General features: G+C 45.1%; 11 protein-coding genes, 1 tRNA gene and 1 riboswitch. Of the genes, 8 read left to right on the top strand and 4 right to left on the bottom strand.

Annotated elements, in window-relative coordinates; translation table 11 throughout:
* Positions 1–50: 50 nt before the first annotated feature.
* Positions 51–1943: an ATP-dependent DNA helicase RecQ gene (locus FW774_RS07540; protein WP_149347559.1), complete on the bottom strand. Its 1893-nt coding sequence runs from the start codon at positions 1941–1943 to the stop codon at positions 51–53.
* A gap of 180 nt (positions 1944–2123) precedes the next feature.
* Between FW774_RS07540 and FW774_RS07545 the strand changes: the two genes are divergently transcribed.
* Both FW774_RS07545 and FW774_RS07550 read left to right on the top strand, forming a co-directional pair.
* Positions 2124–5342 (top strand): amidohydrolase family protein, encoded by a 3219-nt coding sequence (locus tag FW774_RS07545; protein ID WP_149347560.1) that lies wholly within the window; start codon positions 2124–2126, stop codon positions 5340–5342.
* A 209-nt stretch (positions 5343–5551) separates the two neighbouring features.
* Entirely contained in the window at positions 5552–6529 is a 978-nt protein-coding gene (locus tag FW774_RS07550) for a Gfo/Idh/MocA family protein (protein WP_149347561.1), read from the top strand.
* 443 nt (positions 6530–6972) lie between these two features.
* On the opposite strand, the gene FW774_RS07555 is transcribed toward FW774_RS07550, so the two are convergent.
* Entirely contained in the window at positions 6973–8079 is a 1107-nt protein-coding gene (locus FW774_RS07555) for an AI-2E family transporter (protein ID WP_149347562.1), read from the bottom strand.
* Between the two features lie 109 nt (positions 8080–8188).
* Here FW774_RS07555 and FW774_RS07560 point away from each other — a divergent pair, with 109 nt between their 5' ends.
* The 6 genes from FW774_RS07560 (at position 8189) to FW774_RS07585 (ending at position 15138) form a co-directional block, all read left to right on the top strand.
* Positions 8189–9304 (top strand): trans-sulfuration enzyme family protein, encoded by a 1116-nt coding sequence (locus FW774_RS07560; protein ID WP_149347563.1) that lies wholly within the window; start codon positions 8189–8191, stop codon positions 9302–9304.
* Between the two features lie 108 nt (positions 9305–9412).
* Positions 9413–9516, top strand: a riboswitch (SAM riboswitch).
* 236 nt (positions 9517–9752) lie between these two features.
* Entirely contained in the window at positions 9753–11054 is a 1302-nt protein-coding gene (locus tag FW774_RS07565; RefSeq protein WP_149347564.1) for an O-acetylhomoserine aminocarboxypropyltransferase/cysteine synthase family protein, read from the top strand.
* 28 nt (positions 11055–11082) lie between these two features.
* A complete protein-coding gene (metX, locus tag FW774_RS07570) occupies positions 11083–12147 on the top strand; it encodes a homoserine O-acetyltransferase family protein (protein ID WP_149347565.1) in 1065 nt (354 codons plus the stop codon).
* Positions 12148–13386, top strand: coding sequence for a homoserine dehydrogenase (locus FW774_RS07575; protein ID WP_149347566.1), 1239 nt, complete (start codon positions 12148–12150; stop codon positions 13384–13386).
* Between the two features lie 47 nt (positions 13387–13433).
* Positions 13434–14030, top strand: coding sequence for a hypothetical protein (locus FW774_RS07580; RefSeq protein WP_149347567.1), 597 nt, complete (start codon positions 13434–13436; stop codon positions 14028–14030).
* 214 nt (positions 14031–14244) lie between these two features.
* Positions 14245–15138, top strand: a complete 894-nt coding sequence (locus FW774_RS07585; RefSeq protein WP_149347568.1) for a hypothetical protein — start codon at positions 14245–14247, stop codon at positions 15136–15138.
* A gap of 65 nt (positions 15139–15203) precedes the next feature.
* On the opposite strand, the gene FW774_RS07590 is transcribed toward FW774_RS07585, so the two are convergent.
* Positions 15204–15277: transfer RNA gene (locus FW774_RS07590), tRNA-Arg, on the bottom strand.
* An 82-nt stretch (positions 15278–15359) separates the two neighbouring features.
* The gene (locus FW774_RS07595) at positions 15360–16187 is read right to left on the bottom strand and encodes an ATP-binding protein (RefSeq protein WP_242457761.1); all 828 of its coding nucleotides are present in this window, start codon (positions 16185–16187) and stop codon (positions 15360–15362) included.
* Between the last annotated feature and the right edge of the window lie 31 nt (positions 16188–16218).

Consider the following 16218-nt stretch of genomic DNA (forward strand, 5'->3'; position numbering starts at 1 on the left):
TATCGGCTAAAAAGCCGATAACTGACTATTATCGGCTTTTTAGCCGATAATTATATATAATAATACTTGCCATCTGTTTTGATCTTACCGGCGTCCAGCAGGTTGCGGATAACATCCAATTTCTCTTTTTCGGTTCCCATTTCTGTCTGGGCGATCAGGTCATCAAGCAATAAATGGTTGCCCGATAACAATTGCAATACCTGGTTCAGAATGGTATCGATCCGGTCTGCTGCATCGTTTTTATATTTCTCGGCCAGGCAAACATCACAAATCCCACACTTCGGGGCATCAGGCTCATCAAAATACGCCAGCAATAACCGGCTGCGACAGCTATTACTTTCGGCATATTTTATGGCAGCATCTATTTGCTGTTTCATCACCTGCCTGCGCTCCTCAATATACTGCCGGTCAATATACAAACTGGTAATATCGGTACGGGGCCTGATAAATTGCAGCTGCGGCTTATCTGTTTGCGCCTTGTAGCTTAGCAATTCCAGTTGCTCCAGGCGTTTCAGCGCTTCTGCCACCTGTATCATATTCTGCCCTGTACGCCGGGCAATATCGCTTTCGCGGATGGGTACAAACTGATCAAACATACCACCATAAGAACGCAGCAGGACTTTTATAAATTGATCAAAGCCCTGGTTCTCAATCTGGAACCGGTATAAATCCTCGGCAGAAACCGTAATCATGACCCGCGACGGCAGGTAAACGCTTTCGCTGATGCTAATATATTCATCGTGCTCCAGGAATTTCAGGGCATTAAGCGTTTTTATGGCATCCAGCTTAAAGCGGTTACAAAATTCCGCAATGTCAAAATCAAGCGTAAGCCCCTCACCCGCCCCATAAGCCAGCTGAAAATAGTTACCCAGCTGCTGGTAAACATTCTTAATCTCATCTATTGACGGAAAGCTCAGCTCAAATTTTTTCTGCAGCTGCAATTTATCAGACCGGTTATACAGCAGCACGGCAAAGGCCTTCTTTTCATCACGCCCAGCCCTACCGGCTTCCTGGTAATAGGCTTCCAGGCTCTCGGGTAAATCCAGGTGTACCACGAAACGCACATCGGGCTTATCAATGCCCATACCAAACGCATTAGTGGCAACCATCACCTGGATAGCATTCAACTTCCAGCTCTCCTGCCGGGCGCTGCGAAGGGTGTTCTCCAACCCGGCATGGTAAAAGTCGGCACGAATGCCTTCGCGGTTCAGCAAACGGGCTACTTCCTGCGTTTCGCGACGGTTACGTACATACACAATTCCGCTGCCTTTATTCTTTTTTGCTATCGCGATAAGCTTCTTAAACTTATCTTCCTCGTTAACAACCATATATGCCAGGTTATCCCGTGCAAAACTTTTACGAAAAACCCTGGATTCCCGAAAAGCCAGCTTCTGCTGAATATCTTCCACCACACGCTGCGTTGCCGTGGCTGTTAACGCCAGCACGGGCACTTCGGGGTGCAGCTGCCGCAAATCGGCCAGGTGCAGGTAAGGCGGACGAAAATCATATCCCCATTGCGATATGCAATGCGCCTCGTCAACCGCAATGAGATTTACATTCATGTGCCTGATCCGTGTCTGCACCAATTCAGAGAGCAGCCTCTCGGGCGATAAATACAGGAATTTTACCGGGCCGTAAATGCAATTGTCCAGGGCAATATCCACTTCCCGTTTTCCCATGCCCGAAACAATCGCCAGGGCATTAATTCCCCGCGAACGCAGGTTCTCTACCTGGTCTTTCATCAGGGCAATAAGCGGCGACACCACCAAACAGATACCCGGCTTTGCCATTGCAGGAACCTGGAAGCACAGCGACTTTCCCCCGCCGGTCGGCATCAGCGCAAGCGTATCGTGACCAGCCAGAACAGACTCTATCACATCTTCCTGCAATGGCCTGAACGCGGCATGCTTCCAGTAATGTTGTAATATCTGATGGATAGTCACAGGGCAAAAAATTAAAAGTTAAAAAATGGAAATCGAATGCTAATCTAAAGAATTCGTGTAATCCCCCCAATCTGTGTAATCCTATCAATCTGTGTAATCCTCTATTAATCCTCAAAAATAGTATTCTTGACAATATGCCGTTATATTTGCAAGTTTTAAGCTATGTTTACCCTGCATATCATGAAAAAAACACTTGCTTCAGTCCTTTTTGCCACACTCTTCACCAGCCTATACGCACAAAATAAATGGAATGTTGAGAAACCGTCGGGTTCGTTAAAAACGGTTTCCATTACCACCAACGAAGGAACCTGGATGAACCTGGATGTAAGTCCTGACGGCAAGGAGTTGGTTTTTGACCTGTTGGGCGATATCTACAAAATGCCCGTTAGCGGCGGTAAAGCTACTATCCTGGCAGGAGGTATGGCCTGTGAAGTTCAACCGCGATTCAGCCCCGACGGCAAGCACATCTCCTATACCAGCGATAAAGACGGCGCCAATAACATCTGGGTGATGAATGCTGATGGCAGCGATAAACATGCCGTAACATCAGAAAACTATAGCTTGCAGCAGAACGCGGTATGGGCAACCGACAACCAGTACCTGGTGGCCTGTAAAAATTTTACCAATATGCAGCCTTTGGGTGCAGGAGAAATATGGATGTACCATATTTCGGGCGACGGAGCCGGCATACAACTCATTAAACGAAAAAACGACCAACAGGGCGCCGGTGAGCCGGCCGTATCGCCCAAGGGAAAGTATATCTATTTCAGCGAAAATACAAGCACCAATTCAACGTATAATAAAGACCCCAATGGGGAGCTTTATGTTATCAAACGTCTGAACCGCGAAACCGGGGAGATCATAACCGTTGCCGGAGGACAAGGCGGCGCCTCCCGTCCGCAGCCCTCGCCGGATGGCAAATACCTGGCTTTCGTAAAACGTGTCAGGCTCAAGTCAGTGCTTTATTTACAGAATTTAAAAACCGGCGAAGAATGGTCTGTGTACGACGATCTGTCGCATGACCTGCAGGAATCTGCGGCTACATTTGGTGTGTATCCTAATTTTGGATGGACGCCTGATGCCCAATATATTATTTTCTATGCCAAAGGTAAGATCCGCAAGCTGGATATTACAACCCTCGAAAGTACTGTCATTCCGTTCGAGGTAAACTCACAACAAACTTTGGCCGAGTCGCTGCATTTCGATCAAAAAGCCTTCCAGGATGAATTCGAGGTGAAAATGATACGGCAGCTAACCACCTCGCCCGATGGTAAAAAAGTGGCTTTTAATGCTGCGGGACACATTTATATAAAAGATCTGCCGAACGGAAAACCGCAGCGCATCACTACATCTGCAGATTTGGAATATGATCCTGCTTTCAGCCCCGACGGCGCTTCGCTGGTCTACGTAAGCTGGAACGATGAAACTAAGGGAAGCATCAACAGAATAGATTTAAAAACCGGAACAAGCAGCATTCTTACTTCCGACAGAGGTTTTTATTATTCGCCTTCTTTCTCCAATAAGGGTGATAAAATTGTTTACCGCAAAGGTACGGGCAATATTACCCTGGGGTTTGCCTTCGGAAAGAATCCGGGAATTTACCTGATACCGGCAACCGGCGGCACACCGGTTAAGCTAACTGAGGACGGGCAATACCCGGTATTTTCAAGCAACGACAGTCGCATATTCTTCCAGACCACCGAAGGGAAGAAAAAGGTTTTTAAAAGCATGGATCTGAATGGCGGCTCAATACGCACCCACTATTCATCCGAGTATGCTACTCGTTTTGTGCCCAGCCCGGATCAGAAATGGATCGCATTTAATGAGCTATTCAATGTTTACATCACACCGATGGTTACCATCGGCAAACCACAGGAACTATCGTCGTCTAACAAATCATTGCCATTAAGCCGCGTGAGCCGCGATGCCGGTTCCTGCCTGCACTGGAGCAAAGACAGCAAAAAATTAATGTGGGTGCTGGGTTCGCAATATTTTTCACGTGAGATCAAGAACTCCTTTGCTTTTGCCGAGGGAGCTCCCGATAAGCTCCCGCCACAGGAAACAGATGGTATCGACATCGGCTTGAAATTGCCTGCCGATAATCCCGAAGGCAAAATTGCATTCACCAACGCCCGGATCATTACCATGAAAGGCGATGAAGTGATCCAGGACGGCAGCATCGTGATAGAACGTAACCGGATCATTGCCGTGGGGCCATCAAAGCAGGTAACCATCCCCGAAGATGCTAAAGTGGTGGATGTCCGTGGCAAAACCATTATGCCGGGCATTGTAGATGTGCATGCAAACCTACAGGCCAATACCGGCGGTATTTCGCCACAGCAGGATTGGAATTATTTGGCCAACCTGGCCTTTGGAGTAACTACCTCACAGGATTTTTCGGGCAACGCAGAAATGAGCATCAGCCAGGCAGAAATGATTAGAGCGGGAATAGTGAGAGGGCCGAGAGTGTATGCCGCAGGAACAATTCTGGACGAGCCGGACGCTGACCCTCAAGCGGGGATCAACAGCCTCGACGATGCCCGGTCGCAGCTACGCCGGTTAAAAGCCCTTGGCATTTTTTCTGTAACATCAGCCAGCCAGCCCCGCCGCGATCAACGTCAACAGCTTATCCAGGCTGCACGTGAGTTTAAAATGAATGTGATGCCCGAAGGCGGTTCATCCTTTTTCGCCGATATGAGCATGATACTTGACGGCAATACCGGTATTGAACGTAACACCCCGGTTGTACCGGTTTATAAGGATGTACAATCATTATGGAACGAAAGCAAGGTGGGCTATACGCCTATGCTCATTGTAAGTAAGGGAGCGCAGCATGGAGAAAACTTTTGGTACGACAGAACCAACGTTTGGGAAAACGACCATCTGCTGAATTTTACTCCCCGTCAGGTGATAGACGCCCGTTCACGCAGAAGAACAACGTCTGAATACGGTGATTACGGCCATATTGATGTATCGCGGGCAGTGAAGCAAATAGCCGGTGGCGGCACAAAAGTAAACCTGGGTTCGCATGGGCAATTGCAGGGCCTGGGCGCACATTGGGAACTCTGGATGCTGGTTCAGGGCGGTATGTCGCCGTTGCAGGCTATACGCTGCGCCACACTGAACGGGGCGCAATACCTGGGTATGGGCAAAGAGCTCGGCTCATTAGAGCCGGGTAAGCTGGCCGATCTGGTTGTACTAAAAGCAAACCCGTTATCCGACATCCGCAACAGCGAAAAAATTGAATATGTCATGGCTAACGGCCGATTGTACGATGCTGAAACCATGAACGAAACCGGCAATACTGAAAAAGCCCGCGGCCGGTTCTGGTGGGAAATTCCACATGGCAGCACCATTAACAATTTACTGCCGGATACAGAGCTGGTGATTCCCGAGTAGAAAGGCGGAGGATTTAACGGTGGAAGGCGTAAGGCAATATACAAGATAGAGGCAAAAGGTGGAAGGTTTAGGGCGTAAGGCTCAATACACAATACCCATTACCCATTACTCAATACTCAATACTCAATACTCAATACCAGTTTCAGATATTGGGGTGAGTACTCTAACAACTAAAGACGAATAACTAACCAACTAACAACCAATCACTAATGAACACAATTAACTGGGGCATTATTGGCTGCGGCGATGTAACTGAGAAAAAAAGCGGACCGGCATTTAACAAGGTTCCAAACTCTAAATTGGTTGCCGTGATGCGGCGTGATGCTGAAAAAGCCCGCGATTATGCTCAGCGACACGGTGTTGGTAAATATTATACCGATGCACTGCAACTGATCAACGACCCTGATGTTAATGCCATTTATGTGGCTACGCCGCCCTTAAATCACGAAGAGCTCACTATTGCTGCACTCCAGGCAAACAAACCGGTATATGTTGAAAAACCGATGGCGCTTAACAGCGTAGCATGCAGGCGCATGGTTGAAGCGTCAGAACGATATAATACCAAGCTTACCGTGGCACATTACCGGCGGGCGCTGCCCATGTTTATCAAAATAAAGGAACTGCTGCAACAAATCGGGCGGATTCTTTTTGTGAATATTGACTTTATACAACCAGCGCAATCTGAGCTGATGGCTAATTCTGGGACTAACTGGCGTGTTGATCCGGCAGTTTCTGGCGGAGGCTTGTTTCACGATATGGCGCCCCACCATATCGACATTTTGTTATACCTGTTCGGCGATCCGGTTTATGCTGCCGGCTACCCGGCAAACCAGGGCAAGCTATACCAGGCAGACGATGTGGTTTCGGGAATTGTCGCGTTTAATAACCAGATTGTATGTAAAGGACTGTGGCATTTTAATTCGCCCGAAGGAATAAGCAAAGATGAATGCGAAATAACCGGCACATCAGGTAAAATCAAATTCTCGTTTCACAGCTTCAGCTGCACACTAACCCAGGGAGAAAAAGAAGAAACATTTCACTTCCCTTCTCCCGAACATATCCAGCAACCCATGATCGACCTGGTTGTACAATACTTTAACGGTAGCAGCACAATCAATCCCTGTCCCGGCGAAGAAGGTATAAAAGTGATGGAAGTAATGGATAGTTTTACAAGAAATAATCAATAAGAATTTTTATTTCATCGGCCCAGTGCTGGTGCGAGCCTCGTAACCCGTAAGCAGGAGCCTATTTTGCTCTCATGTAATCTAAAATACCTTATACAGGCAGAGCAACTAAAATTTTATTTTTTGAAAAGCACGGCCAATCGCATCATCGGCAAAGATAGCCCCGCCATCCGCTATAGCCCTCATTGCATTCGGGGCTGCCGCTCCTGTCGGAGTTTAGTTTGGTTAAGGCAGTGCTGCTATTAACTTTGTTGAACGTTGACAACTTTTAAAAAGTTGTCAACGTTAGCCCAGACAAGCGTTTGAAACGCAAGCGACGAAGAACGTAATGGTATAATTTTGGATTAGTATAAAATAGCTCAGTTTGTAAACAAGCCTATAACCTTCTTCTCAAAGAAAATATCACAAGGGGTATGAAACCAACAGGGCTTCAAAAACCTTATGTTTTAATCGCTTTTCTTACTCCTCGGCTTTTTACGCAGCACCGGGAAGGCTATGGGGCTTTGCTGAGGTTTATCATCTCCCAACAGTACGCCCCATTGCTTCATATCATCGGTACGGTCAAAGATAATTTTAAGAACAGCAATAACCGGCAGCGACAGGAACATCCCGGATACACCGGCTAACGCTCCGCCAATAAATACGCCAACCAGTGTCCCCATCGCGTTAATCTTAACCTTAGAGCCTACAATACGGGGCATCAGGATGTTATTATCCAGAAACTGCACAAAAGCTATCACGCCCAGCACAATAAACACCGGTAACAGCTCCTGCGAAGAGCTTAGCGTGAGCAATACGCCTATAATATTACCAATTAAAGCCCCGATATAAGGTATCAGGTTGAGGATGGCAAATATCACACCGATAAGCAAAGCGTGTTCAATACCACATAGTAACAAAATGCCGCCCAGCAGTATGGTCATGTAAGTTACCTGTATCAGCAAGCCAATCAGGTAGCTTTTAACGATAGATTCAATCTCACGCATAGATTCCTCTACCTTTTTGTGATCATGTTCCTCAAACCACATAAAAACAAAGCGGAGCAGCAGGTTTTTATAAAATAAAAACAGGAAAATGTAAATGGGCAATAAACCCACAAATACAAATACCGATGATAAGGATACGGCAAATCCGCTGAGCATGCTTCCGGCATAGCCCATCAGTTTATCGCTCTGATCGTTCAGCAGTTTAGCCTGCTTTTCTGTTGAGAAGCTGCTCACCCGCCCTATCCAGGCACTCAGGTTACTCAAATGCTGCTTAACGTTAGCCTGTATTTGCGGAAAATCCTCTATCAGTCGTCCTACCTGGCCTGAAAAAAACCAGACAATCAAACCCACAAAAATGGCAAGCACCAAAATGGATAATACGATGGACAATACTTCGGGAACACGTTTTTTACGGAGATAGCGGGATACCGGCAACAATACCAGGCTCATGAAAAAGGCCATCAATAAAGGCATAATTACGCCCCGGCCAATAAAAATTAACATTCCAACAAGGCACAGCCCCAATAATTCAATAGAACGTCGTACGGTAACCGGTAATTCTTTCATAAAGGCGGATTAAAGTCTGGGAAAGTTAACAAAAAAATTCCTGAATCGTTTTTTGACCTTACGATGTTTCTTTATACGTTACATTTGAAACATTTCAATCCCTCCCACTATGAACATAGAAACTATAGCTATTCATGCCGGCAATATCGCCGACCATTCTACACATGCCGTTGTTCAGCCGATCACCCTATCCACCACATTTTTACGCGATGAAACAGGCAGCTATCCGGGCGGATACATGTACACCAGGATAGACAACCCGAACCGTAAAGCGCTTGAGCAGGTGCTCACCCAACTGGAAGGCGGGACTGATACCTGCTGTTTCGCATCGGGAAATGCAGCCGGTAATGCGTTGTTCCAGGCGCTTAGTCCCGGCGACCATATTATTGCGCCTGCCGACATGTATCACGGTATGCGTAACCTGCTTAAAGAAGTTTATACCAACAGCCTGCAGGTAGATTTTGCCGATTTATCGGATGTGAATAACCTGCTGCCCCTTATCAGGAAAGAAACAAAACTAATATGGATTGAAACGCCGTCTAACCCGCTACTGCAAATAACGCCCATCCGTGAGATAACCGCCATAGCGCAGCAACATAACATCAAAGTATGCTGCGATAATACTTTTGCCACACCCGTTTTACAAAATCCACTGGCATTGGGCGCCGATATCGTAATGCACTCCACTACCAAATATCTCAGCGGTCACAGCGATGTGCTCGGAGGCTGTCTGACCACTAAAAACAATGACCAGCTCTGGCAAAAAATCAGGCGTATACAGGAGCTTTCGGGTTCAGTTCCTTCGCCATTCGATTGTTACATGACGGTTCGTGGTATTAAAACCCTGCCTTACCGGATGCGTGGCCATGTAGCCAATGCCAGGGCTTTGGCCGATTTCCTGTACCAACATCCAAAAGTAGAAGATGTATTCTACCCGGGATTACCTTCGCACCCGGGTCATGCTATAGCAGCTGCGCAGATGCAGGATTTTGGCGGTATGTTATCCTTTACCATAAAAGGTACGGCAGCCGATGCCGCCCGTGTAGCCAGCTCCACCAAATTGTTTGCACAGGCAACCAGCTTAGGCGGTGTAGAGAGCCTGATAGAACATCGGGCATCTATCGAAGGCCCTGATACTAAAACCCCGAAAACACTGTTGCGGGTTTCGGTTGGGTTAGAAAACATTAACGATTTAATTAACGATATTTCACTGGCAATCAATTAATTAATCACATATCCGAATTTTATTTGGAATTTACTTCGCAAACGTCTTATCTTTGAGCCATCATCCGGCAGATATGCCGGAAAATATCAAATACCCCGCAAAGGTTTTGATTTATAAAGAAGTGGCGAGAGACAGGCTCAGCGACCCACTGGCAACCCTGAAAATCAGAAGGTGCCAAATCCTGTCCCGGTAGTTCCGGGAAACTATAAATTGTTTAAACCATGAAAAGAACAAACAAAATCATCACCTCAGTGTATCCCTTTACGGGAAGTCAATCTATTTCCAAATCGTTTAATGTAGTTTGCTGTATGTGTTGCTGCTGTTGCTAAATGCAGGCACTACGGTTCCTTTTATTTAAGGTTTTCCACAGTGTTCCTACGGCAGGAAACGCAAAAGCTACGTTTCTTATCCTCCGAAATTTATCACAAACACATTAAAATCAATTAAAATGTCAGCTAATAATCTAAAATTCGAAACTTTACAAGTACATGCCGGCCAGGAAGCCGACCCAACCACAGGCTCACGTGCTGTACCTATCTATCAAACCACTTCATTTGTATTCAACAGCTCAGAACATGGTGCTAACCTGTTTGCACTGAAAGAATTTGGCAACATTTACACCCGTATTATGAACCCCACAACCGATGTTTTTGAAAAACGGGTTGCGGCGCTCGAAGGCGGGGTTGCCGGTTTAGCAACAGCTTCAGGTCAGGCTGCACAGTTCCTGGCAATTACCAACATTATCAATTCCGGCGAGAACTTTGTTACTTCATCCAATTTATACGGCGGTTCATATAATCAGTTTAAAGTTTCGTTCAAACGCCTCGGTATAGAAGCCCGTTTTGCCAATGTTGATGAGCCTGAAAGCTTTGAACGGCTTATCGACGAAAACACCAAAGCATTATACCTTGAAACTATCGGTAACCCCGGATTTAATATTCCCGATTTTGAAAAATTTGCCGCACTGGCACAGAAATATGACCTGCCGCTTATTGTAGATAATACATTTGCTGCCGGCGGTTACCTGTTCAGACCACTGGAACATGGCGCTCATATTGTGGTTCAGGCTGCTACCAAATGGATTGGAGGACACGGAAACAGTATCGGCGGTATTATTGTCGACGGTGGAAACTACAACTGGGGCAACGGTAAATTCAAACAGTTCAGCGAGCCATCAGAAGGTTATCACGGACTGGTGTTTAACGATGTATTCGGCCCTAACGGACCTTTCGGAAATATCCAGTTCATCATCCGTGCCCGTGTAGAAGGCTTACGCGATTTTGGTCCTGCCCTGTCTCCGTTCAACTCATTCCTGTTATTGCAAGGGCTTGAAACACTGTCATTGCGTATGCAGCGTCACGTGGATAATACCCTGGAACTGGCGCAATGGCTGGAACAACATCCGAAGGTTGAAAGTGTCAATTATCCCGGATTGGCAAGCAACAAATATCATCAGCTTGCTAAAAAATACCTTAAAAATGGTTTCGGCTCGGTGTTATCTTTCGAAATAAAGGGCGGCAAAGAAAAAGCAACCCAATTTGTAGATAGCCTGAAATTAACAAGCCACTTAGCCAACGTAGGCGATACCAAAACGCTGATTATTCAGCCCTCTGCCACCACGCATCAGCAATTGAGCGATGCAGAGCAGGCAGCAGCAGGTGTAACACCGGCAGGTTTACGCGTTGCTGTGGGTATTGAGCATATTGATGATATTAAAGCTGACTTTGAACAGGCCTTCGCCAGCATTTAGCGGCTTTATTTCAGTCTGAATTTTATACATGAGCACACTTCAAAGCTATACCTGTAAAAAACGGTTCAAGTTAGAGAACGGCAAATCCATATCCAACCTGGAAATTGGCTACCATACCTATGGCAAGCTGAACAGCAAAAAGGATAACGTGATATGGGTTTGCCATGCCTTAACGGCAAATTCGGATGTACTGGACTGGTGGAAGGGCCTGTTTGGCAGCAATGACCTGTTTAATCCGCAGGATTATTACATTGTTTGCGCCAATGTGCTGGGCTCTCCTTACGGGACAACTAATCCGTTATCGGTTAACCCGGAAACAGGACAACCTTATTACTTATCCTTTCCGCAAATCTCTGTACGGGATATGGTTGCCGCACATGAGCTGTTAGCTGAACACTTGGGCATCAGCAAAATCAGTGTGCTGATTGGCGGCTCGCTGGGCGGTCAGCAGGCATTGGAGTGGGCTATTAAACAACCGGAAAAAATTGACCGGCTGATTGTGCTGGCAACCAACGCGTATCATTCGCCCTGGGGAATTGCCTTTAATGAAAGTCAGCGTTTAGCCATTAGCGCCGACCCGACCTTTGACAGTCAGCAATCGCCGGATGGCGGAGCGAAAGGCTTAAAGGCTGCCCGCAGCATCGCCCTGCTATCATACCGCACGTATGAAACGTACGGTATTTCGCAGCAGGAAGTAACAGCCGACAAAACGGACAATTACAAGGCATCGTCGTACCAGAATTACCAGGGCGATAAGCTGGTAAATCGCTTTAACGCATATAGCTACTGGTATTTAAGCAAGGCAATGGACAGTCATCATGTCGGCCGCAACCGTAAATCGGTAGAAGATGCGCTGAAACAAATACAAGCGCAAACCCTGGTTATCGGTATAAAAACCGACCTGCTTTTTCCGCCGGATGAACAAAAATTCATTGCAAATCATGTACGCAACGGTCGTTATATCGAAATTGATTCGCTATACGGCCACGACGGCTTCCTGGTTGAGACCAAACTGCTTTCAAAAGAAATCGGCAATTTCTTAAAAACTGCCCCCAACAATAAAGACATCGTTCACCTGCATAAAATAGCATAAATGAGTAAAAAGCTGACATTAGGAATATTCGGTTTTGGCGTTGTAGGCCAGGGTCTGCACGATATTCTCAAAACTAAAGACCTGAATATTGAGCTGAAAAAAATAGCCATTAAAAACCCGGAAAAAGAGCGGTCATTACCGGGAGAGTTATTTACAACCCGTGCAGAGGTTTTACTGAACGACCCGGAAATTAATACCATTGTTGAACTGATTAACGATGCCGATGCAGCCTTCGATATTGTTTCAACAGCCCTCGCTAACGGCAAGAACGTAGTTTCGGCCAATAAAAAAATGGTTGCCGATAACCTGGAAACGTTAATTGATTTGCAAACCAAACACGGCACATCCTTATTATACGAGGGCGCCGTTTGCGGAAGTATTCCGATTATCCGGAACCTGGAAGAGTATTACGATAACGAATTATTGCACTCTATCCGCGGAATTTTTAACGGTTCGTCTAATTACATCCTGTCAAAGATATTTAACGAACATACTGATTATGACGCGGCGCTGAAACAGGCTCAGTACCTGGGTTTTGCAGAAACCGACCCCATTCTGGATGTTGGTGGATTTGACGCCAAATACAAGCTGGTCATTGCAGCGGCTCATGCTTATGGCATATTAACACGCCCCGAAGATGTGCTGAATATCGGCATACAATATTTATCGGATAAAGACATACAATATGCACGGGAAAAGAATTATAAGATTAAACTTATTCCCACAGCCCGCAAAGTCAACGACAACCAGGTGGTATTGTATGTATTACCTAAGCTCATTCACAACGATGATTTCCTGTACAATGTAGAAAACGAGTACAATGGCGTTATTGTACAGGCCGCATTTGCCGACCAACAGTTCTTTTTTGGTAAAGGCGCCGGCGGTCACCCTACCGGCTCGGCGGTATTGTCGGATATTACGGCATTGCGCTATGACTATCACTACGAGTTTAAGAAATATCATCAACCGAATCCGCCCCAGCTAACTAACGACTTTCTGCTGCACGTGTACCTGCGGTACAGCGATGAAAATATTCTGGGCGAGCTTGGCTTTGAAGAAATCAATGAACGATTATACACTTCCGGCTTTAATTATGTTACCGGGAATATTAAGCTGTCCAACCTGATTAAACATAAGGAGTTGCTGGATAACCCCGACATTTTTATTGCCGAAATAGGTAATAAAAACATCCCGGTTGCTTTAGAAAAAACGTTTTCGGCCATTGAGGCAAGCCTGTAAGGTAATTTTATTTACAAACCAGCGTACAGTTTAAGCGTTGTATATACATGCAACGTTTAAACTATCTGGCTTTAGCCATCGTATTTTATATAACCTCATGCAATCAGAATACGCCTCATTCTGGTAAGCAAACCGATGAACAACATCAGCAAACTGCTGTTACAGATTCGGACAAACTGATTATCCCGGGCAAAAAAATCGGAAAAATAACTCTGGGGATGGATGCCTCGGGACTTGAAAAATTATTGGGTAAACCCGATTTATCTGACGCTGCTATGGGTAAAGCATGGCTAACCTGGCTTAGCGATTCTTCTGCCCGCAACCCGAATGAGCTAAATATCTATACCACATATAGCGATTCAACCATGAGCAATAAAGTGGTAAAGCAAATCCGTATCACCTCACATGACTTTACAACCCCAACCGGCATTCATACAGGTGTGCAGTATAAACTACTTACCACCTACTCCTTACAAAAACTCGCCACTTATCAGGATATAGCTGTTTACGATGACATTAAGGAAGGGATTGCTTTTGAAACCGGGCAGGACAGCATCGTTCATTCTATCATTATTCATCAACCCGGCACAAAAGTTACCGACGTATACAGTTATCTGCACCCGGAAATGAAAATTGTAAAATAAAAAAGCACTGTTTTAGGGGCTATCGGCAAGATTGAAATTAACAAGACCAGATTATTATCAATTCATCTGGAATCAGTCAATATTTCTACAGTCAATATCTGTTTTGATAGCGGATCCAATTATTCAAAATATTAAAATATTATTTAATAATTCGTAGCAGACTAAGAGATGAAAAAAATACTATCTTACCTTCACACATAGGCAATCATTACAAATGACAGATGAGGAAAAACAGGCAGAGATAGAGAAACATCGGATACTCTTATTTGCGATACTTGATTATCATCTTGAATATTACACCGGTAGTATGGTCTTTGACCAGTGGGATCCTGCTGCCGATTTTTACTTGCAAGAAAAACAGCGAACGGAAAAAGACTGTCAGGAATTTAGGATAGACATACTTCAGCAGCGTCTTGACAGATTTGTAAAACGTTTGCGAGATCGAGTGGATTTAAACTTTGGAAACTATATCAAAGAACGGACCGGTTATGAGATAGATATTTTTGCAGATTTGCGTCACGAGGTTGCTACCATTGCTTCAAAGGGAAAAATAGAAAATGATGAAGAGTTAAAAAGTGTCGATATAATGCTTCAGGTTTATCGCGGTATGTCTGCAGACAAAGAACAGATTGACATATTGGTAAACCTAATAGATGAACGCAAGAAGCCCTACGAAGTAATCAGCAAAACAGAGTTTCCAGAAGTAAAACATGTCATAGTACAAGTTGCAATACCTCCGCCAGACAGTAATTACCCTGTGATGGCCGACACAGTTGGTACAAGCAAAGAGCTTAGTGAAGCAGAGTTTGCAGAATTACAACGCAAAAATGGTTTACTATCTGAAGCCCGGTCACCCGATAACAGGCGACAAATTATGACACGAACAAATGGTTCCACACAAAATGCACTTACAGAAGTGAGCATTCTTCTCAAAGGGGGCTCTGGTTGCATATATTGTGCAAAGGGAACCAGCCTGCCGATCAAAGCATACTGGAAAGACAATAATACTGTTGTTATTGAAACTAGGAAAGAATATATAGTCGATATAAGGCATGAAAAAGTACGCAGCTTTGAAGACGTAGTTAAGATTGAATACATTGAGAGTTAAACTCAGGTTCAGTTTTTCATAAAAAAACCGTAAGCCAAACATACGTTCAACTTACGGTGATTTTGTACGCCCATCAGGATTCGAACCTGAGACCGACGGTTTAGAAAACCGTTGCTCTATCCAGCTGAGCTATGGGCGCAACCTTTTTTATGCGAGGCGAAGTTAAATAAATTCCGGTTGATATTAAAATATAAAACTTACACTATGCTATACTCAGCTTACTATTTAAGCTGATAGGCCATCACACTTTTTTTCCAGAACGTAGGCACATAAATAATCTTACGAACCGGATCGTAAGCAATATCAGCTGTATTCTTTTTCTCCAGGTGCGTATCCAACAATAAATCATAATGGCCGTCAGCATAGACATAATACAGATAGCCAGCCCAGGCCGACCATAAAAAATCACCATTGCCTACCGGCTCCAGGCCGTCGCCGCCTTGCGGTAATTCGGCCAGTTGAGTAAGCTCCCTGTTCTTATCAGCCTTTTTCAGGTACTTTCCGGCAGCTATATATAAATCGCTTCCGATGGACTTAAGACCATTGACTCCGGCTATATTTTCCAGATAAGTAGAAACCATACCATTCTCTATCCGGTGAATCTTTTTAGTTCTGCTGTCAGATACATATACAATGCCTTTATCATCTATCGTAATATCATTCAGAAATTTAGCCCCCTCTACAGGTATTTTCTTTATTACTTTACCCCGTTCAATATCAATCGCAACCACTTCATCCAGGTCGGCAGCATATAACGTATTCCCAAAACGGCCCAAGCCTTTTGGGGCGTTCAATCCTGTAATCCAATCGGCGTTCAGCATTTTCCCGGTTAAGCTGATCTTTGCTATTCCGCCAATGCCATCTTTATCATTCGGGTTATTCCCCATTTGCGATGCAAACAGATAACCTTCTTTGGCCGGAAGCACCGATTCCGGCAGATTAACAACACTATCGGTTTCCCATAATTTCACTATCGTGTGATGCTGGGCGTGACAAGCCGAAACTGCCGCTACCAAAAGTAAACCGGCTGATACACATTGTTTGATCATAGCTGTGAGGTTTATAATGAATAATTAAGCG

Source organism: Pedobacter sp. BS3 (assembly GCF_008274585.1).
Taxonomy (GTDB): Bacteria; Bacteroidota; Bacteroidia; order Sphingobacteriales; family Sphingobacteriaceae; genus Hufsiella_A.

Excerpts from the sequence above, each read along its gene's own strand:
- FW774_RS07545 (WP_149347560.1), top strand. The coding sequence starts at position 2,124 with ATGAAAAAAACACTTGCTTCAGTCCTTTTTGCCACACTCTTCACCAGC.
- FW774_RS07550 (WP_149347561.1), top strand. The coding sequence starts at position 5,552 with ATGAACACAATTAACTGGGGCATTATTGGCTGCGGCGATGTAACTGAG.
- FW774_RS07555 (WP_149347562.1), bottom strand. The coding sequence starts at position 8,079 with ATGAAAGAATTACCGGTTACCGTACGACGTTCTATTGAATTATTGGGG.
- FW774_RS07560 (WP_149347563.1), top strand. The coding sequence starts at position 8,189 with ATGAACATAGAAACTATAGCTATTCATGCCGGCAATATCGCCGACCAT.
- FW774_RS07565 (WP_149347564.1), top strand. The coding sequence starts at position 9,753 with ATGTCAGCTAATAATCTAAAATTCGAAACTTTACAAGTACATGCCGGC.
- metX (WP_149347565.1), top strand. The coding sequence starts at position 11,083 with ATGAGCACACTTCAAAGCTATACCTGTAAAAAACGGTTCAAGTTAGAG.
- FW774_RS07575 (WP_149347566.1), top strand. The coding sequence starts at position 12,148 with ATGAGTAAAAAGCTGACATTAGGAATATTCGGTTTTGGCGTTGTAGGC.
- FW774_RS07580 (WP_149347567.1), top strand. The coding sequence starts at position 13,434 with ATGCAACGTTTAAACTATCTGGCTTTAGCCATCGTATTTTATATAACC.
- FW774_RS07585 (WP_149347568.1), top strand. The coding sequence starts at position 14,245 with ATGACAGATGAGGAAAAACAGGCAGAGATAGAGAAACATCGGATACTC.
- FW774_RS07595 (WP_242457761.1), bottom strand. The coding sequence starts at position 16,187 with ATGATCAAACAATGTGTATCAGCCGGTTTACTTTTGGTAGCGGCAGTT.